Here is a 4,756-nt window from a genome sequence, read left to right on the forward strand (position 1 = left end):
GCCTAGGCTTTGCGTATCCCTTCTGAAAATCGAGCTCCAGTTTCTAACTTGCGCGCCAGCGCTTGGACAAACCCTTCGTAGCGTTCCTTGCCCTGAGCTTGGGCGGCCGCCATCGCCAAGTCCGGCATCGGCGGATTTGCAGTCAGCCAGAAACGCACAAAAAGGGCCAATGCCTCGTTCGTGACCTCGATCTGAAACTCTAGCCGCTCATTCTGCTTGGTCAGCCGATCAAGGCGCCTGGTGACTGCGGCCTCCATCCGTTCGGAACCATCGGGTGACAGGAATGACGCAATGGCGGCCTCGACAATCGACGCCTGCGTCGCGCGCTTTCGGATGGCAAACTCGGCCAGTTGCCGGGAGATGTCCGGCGGCAAGCGGAATGTGTGCTTGATGCGATTGCCGGATTTCATAACTCGATCCCATCACCGGGGTCGAGAGAGGCGCGCCGGGCATTACCGCGCATCCGCTCCTGCAGGCTGCGGCTTTGCGCAGCATCATCGTCATTTTGCTCGTCGCGATCGAAGTCGAACTCCTTGACCATCTGCTTGAGCGGCGGCGCGATGTCCTCGTGAATCGGCAATTCCGGTTCGGTGCGAATCCCAGCATTAACCGGGTCATTATCGGACTGGTCCTTGACCGTTCTCCGGCGCTTCGCTTCTGCCGGCACCTTGGCGATCATGCCCTGCCAATCGTGCGGCGCGTTCGCTTCCTTGGTGGCAGCGCGAACCTTTGGTGGTGTCAGCACACGCGCCGACAGCCGCTTATCCCGGAAATACTGAGCCTTCTTCGCTCGAATTGGATGGGCTCCTGCCATCATTACGATCTCGTCGGTCTTGGGGAGTTCCTGGATCTCGCCGGGGGTGAGCAGCGATCGCGCGGTCTCGGACTTGGAGATCATCAGATGGCCAAGCCAGGGCGACAGCCGGTGCCCGGCATAGTTCTTCATGGCGCGCAGCTCGGTTGCCGTGCCCAGCGATTCCGAGACGCGCTTGGCGGTGCGTTCGTCATTGGTCGCGAAGCAGACCCGGACATGGCAATTGTCAAGGATAGCATTGTTCTGGCCGTAGGCGTGCTCGATCTGGTTCAATGACTGCGCGATCAGGAACGCCTTCATCCCGTATCCGGCCATGAACGCCAGCGCGCTTTCGAAGAAGTCGAGCCGTCCGAGCGCCGGGAACTCATCGAGCATGACGAGCACCCGCTGGCGCTTGGCGTCGGGCGCCAGCTCCTCAGTCAGCCGGCGACCAATCTGGTTGAGCAACAGCCGTGTGAGCGGCTTGGTGCGGCTGATGTCTGATGGCGGGATGACAAGGTAAAGCGTCGCAGGCCGCTTGGCATCGACCAGGTCGGCAATCCGCCAATCGCATTGCCGCGTCACCCGAGCGACGACGGGATCGCGGTAGAGTCCAAGGAACGACATCGCGGTCGAGAGCACGCCGGATCGCTCGTTCTCGGATTTGTTGAGCAGCTCGCGTGCGGCACTGGCGACGACGGGGTGGACGCCGTCATCACCCAGATGCGGAGCCATCATCATCGCGGCGAGCGTGGATTCGAACGAGCGCTTGGGATCGGACAGGAAGGCAGCGACGCCAGCAAGCGTCTTGTCCGGTTCGGCGTAGAGGACATGCAGGATCGCGCCGACCAGCAGCGAATGGCTGGTCTTCTCCCAGTGGTTGCGCTTTTCGAGGCTGCCCTCGGGATCAACCAGAACGTCAGCGACATTCTGAACATCGCGCACCTCGCAAGTTCCCCGCCGCACTTCGAGCAGCGGGTTGTAGGCGGCGGACTCGGCGTTGGTCGGATCGAACAGCAGCACGCGGCTGAAACTCGAGCGGTAGCCCGCAGTCAGCGTCCAGTTTTCACCCTTGATGTCGTGGACGATGGCAGAGCCCGGCCAGGTCAGCAGCGTCGGGATGACCAGCCCGACACCCTTGCCGCTGCGGGTCGGCGCAAAGCAGAGGACATGCTCGGGTCCGTCATGGCGCAGATACTGGTTATTGAACTGGCCGAGCACGACGCCCTTGTCGTCGAGCAAACCTGCCGCCTTGATCTCCTGGCGGTCGGCCCAGCGCGCGGTGCCATAGGTGGCGGCCATCTTCATTTCGCGGGCGCGCCAGACCGACATGCCGATCGCGACGATGATCGAGGCAAAGCCGCCGGTGACCGCGATCATCCCGCCGGTATTGAAAACGTGCGGTGCATAGGCATCGTAGCTGAACCACCACCAGAAAAAGTCATAGGGGTGATAGACCGGCCAGCCCAGCAGCGCGAACCATGGTCGGCCCAGCTCAGGTTGATAGCCGAGTGCCGACGCAGTCCACTGCGTTGCGGACCAGATACCGGTCAGTACGAGCAGGAACACGGCGAGGATCTGTCCCCAGAGGATCTTGGTTGCAGCCATCACTTTCTCCTTGCCCGCAAGGCCAATCATTGGTTTGCGGGCGGTGCAAGACTGGCAGACCCGACAGCGTAACCTGGCGAAAAACGACTAGGTTTGGCGAAAAGGCCGAGATGCAGTGTGGCGAAAGCACACAGCCTACAGGCCCAGCGTCCGGCTGCGGGTGAAGCTCCAGTCGACTCCGCCGCGCGCGTTGAGGGTGCCGCTGACAGCTTGACCCAAATGGCGTTCAAGGCTCGGTCGCCAGGGTACGAGCTGGAACCCCATCCCGTCGTCGATCATGGCAAAGCGGCCCGAAGAGAGTGTGACGCGCTCGCGGTAAATCCCTGCGAGATGTTCGCCGGACTGCGCTGGAGAATGTTCGAGTCCGGACCGGGCTGCGATGAGTTTGGTTGCATGGACCAGCTCGCGGGTGCGCAACTCTTCGAGTAGGTCTTTTGCGAAGATGAATCGCTGCCCTTGTCGGCGCGCCAGACCCTCAGCCGCCAGATGCTCCGAGCGCGCGGCAAGGGCATCACGCACTTCCGTGCCGAAACCACCGGCAGTCTCCACTGGCTCGCGGGATACCAGCTGGCGATCCAGCCATGTCGCGCCGGGTGCCTTGATCTGGTCGGCAAGCGAGAGATCCGAACGGACCGACAAGGATTGGTGATCGTTGCCCCGCGTATCTCGCCACTGGCCAAGCTCGACGATCGCGCCTGATTTGGCGTCGCTTGTCTGGTCGATGTCGTCGAACCGGAGGTAGTGGGTTCGCCCATCGGTCGCATCGACCACCGCATAGGCATTGCCGGTCAATTCATCATGCAGGCCGCGCTCGACCAATCGTCCGATTACCGGGTCGGCGGCCAAATCGTCATGCAGCGCAAAGCGACCCGTGTCAGGGCGAAGTCCGCTTGCGCCCATTGCCCGGTGCATGGTTTTGATGATGTCGCCCCGGATGGAAAGGTCTCGCAGTGTTTGCTCGGCACCCGGCTTCAACGTCCAGCAAGCAGGGGCGACACGGTCCGCGAGGCCGAGGCGTTCCAGCTTTGCGGCACGGCCAAGCAGATGAGCATGGTCGGAGCGGTCATAGCCCGAGGGATTCGGGCGAAGATCGACCAGGCCGGCATTGTCATCCGCCAATCGTTGCAAGGACCGGTCGAGGCTGGTCCAGCGTTCTGCATCGACCTCGCGGGCAATGCCCCGCGCGATCTCGCGTTCGCTGCGTGGTCCTAGCTCGACCGTGACCCGCTCCTCGGCGCGGGCACGAAGCCCGGCCCGGATATAGTCGCGGTCGATGACGATGTCTTTGCCATCCTCGGTGCGGCCCCGGACGAGAATATGGACGTGTGGGTTTTCAGTGTTCCAGTGATCGACCGCCACCCAGTCGAGCCGGGTATCCAGATCACGGGCCATGTCGTCCATCAGCTCACGGGTGAACGCACGGATGTCCTCCAGCTCGGCCGCATTTTCAGGCGAAACGATAAAGCGGAAGTGGTGACGATCATCTTCGCATCGTCCGGCAAAGGCATCACCGTTGGCGGCATCGGAACCCGCATCGAAGAGACCCGCCTCTTTGCCGTCACGGGTGACACCATCGCGCTTGAGATAGGCCACGTGGTGAGCGAGTGGTGCCGCTCGAAACCGCGCTCCTTTGTGTCGGACCACGCGCGCTTTGACGACCACGCGGCGATTGGTTGACCGTGATCTGGCGGCTAGTCCGGCACGTCGACCTCGTGCTGATCGCCCTGTTCCGGAATAGCGTGATCTTGCGAGCCGGTGCCCGCCTTTCATCGAGTAGCTGACAATCTGGCCGATAAAGGACTGTGCCCGTTTACCGCTGCCGCTACCCCGGCTGCGCCCCTTGCCGGGTCGAATGCGAAAATCGTCGTCACTCATTTCTGCAAGATCACAAATTGACGCTGCTTGAAGGCCGACGGCGCATTTTGCGTTGAAAGCATTGCAGAATATCTGGAGAGCGCCAGCAGGGCTGTTGGAGCGACGGCTAAAATTATCGCTTTGTTCCAATCACCTACGCCCACACCGACGGCGGCGCTTTTATCTGGCCATCCTCCTGAACCTGCTCCTCCCACAGCTGCCCATTCGCACTTCCTCACGCCAATCCACGCCATGACGCGCCAGAAGGTCAAACGGGCCATCACTGCGGACGGCTCCCCGAGACAGGCGCGAAGAGACCGTTCAGGGGAACAGGCGAAGCAGGAATGGAGGTTGGCGGCGCGGCGGCGGCGAAGCTGCCGGATGCGTCCGCCGCTGCATCTTGGCGCACGGTAAAGAGCTGGCTTTGTGTCCAGGACGTGCGAACTGGCTGCAACGGCGATGCGCTGGCAACGACAGTTGCCGCGCTGCCTGCCTGCAACA

4 protein-coding genes are annotated in these 4,756 nt (G+C 62.1%); all 4 read right to left on the reverse strand.

Annotated elements, in window-relative coordinates; genetic code table 11:
• Positions 1-2: 2 nt before the first annotated feature.
• Positions 3-410, reverse strand: coding sequence for a CopG family transcriptional regulator (locus tag WG900_RS19975; protein WP_339970113.1), 408 nt, complete (start codon positions 408-410; stop codon positions 3-5).
• Positions 407-2,401, reverse strand: coding sequence for a conjugal transfer protein TraG (locus WG900_RS19980; RefSeq protein ID WP_339970115.1), 1,995 nt, complete (start codon positions 2,399-2,401; stop codon positions 407-409). The genes WG900_RS19975 and WG900_RS19980 overlap by 4 nt, the downstream gene beginning before the upstream one ends.
• Before the next feature lie 135 nt (positions 2,402-2,536).
• Complete coding sequence (locus tag WG900_RS19985) at positions 2,537-4,276, reverse strand: relaxase/mobilization nuclease domain-containing protein (RefSeq protein WP_339970116.1); 1,740 nt, start codon at positions 4,274-4,276, stop codon at positions 2,537-2,539.
• Positions 4,273-4,536 carry a hypothetical protein gene (locus WG900_RS19990; protein WP_339970118.1) on the reverse strand — a complete coding sequence of 88 codons (264 nt, stop codon included), beginning with the start codon at positions 4,534-4,536 and terminating at the stop codon, positions 4,273-4,275. Before WG900_RS19990 ends, WG900_RS19985 begins: the two co-directional genes overlap by 4 nt.
• Positions 4,537-4,756 lie beyond the last annotated feature (220 nt).

Origin of the sequence: Novosphingobium aquae (assembly GCF_037572715.1) — a bacterium.
In the GTDB taxonomy this organism is placed as follows: domain Bacteria; phylum Pseudomonadota; class Alphaproteobacteria; order Sphingomonadales; family Sphingomonadaceae; genus Novosphingobium; species Novosphingobium aquae.

Coding starts and splice junctions, on each gene's coding strand:
- WG900_RS19975 (WP_339970113.1), bottom strand. CDS start 410: ATGAAATCCGGCAATCGCATCAAGCACACATTCCGCTTGCCGCCGGAC.
- WG900_RS19980 (WP_339970115.1), bottom strand. CDS start 2,401: ATGGCTGCAACCAAGATCCTCTGGGGACAGATCCTCGCCGTGTTCCTG.
- WG900_RS19985 (WP_339970116.1), bottom strand. CDS start 4,276: ATGAGTGACGACGATTTTCGCATTCGACCCGGCAAGGGGCGCAGCCGG.
- WG900_RS19990 (WP_339970118.1), bottom strand. CDS start 4,536: ATGGCCCGTTTGACCTTCTGGCGCGTCATGGCGTGGATTGGCGTGAGG.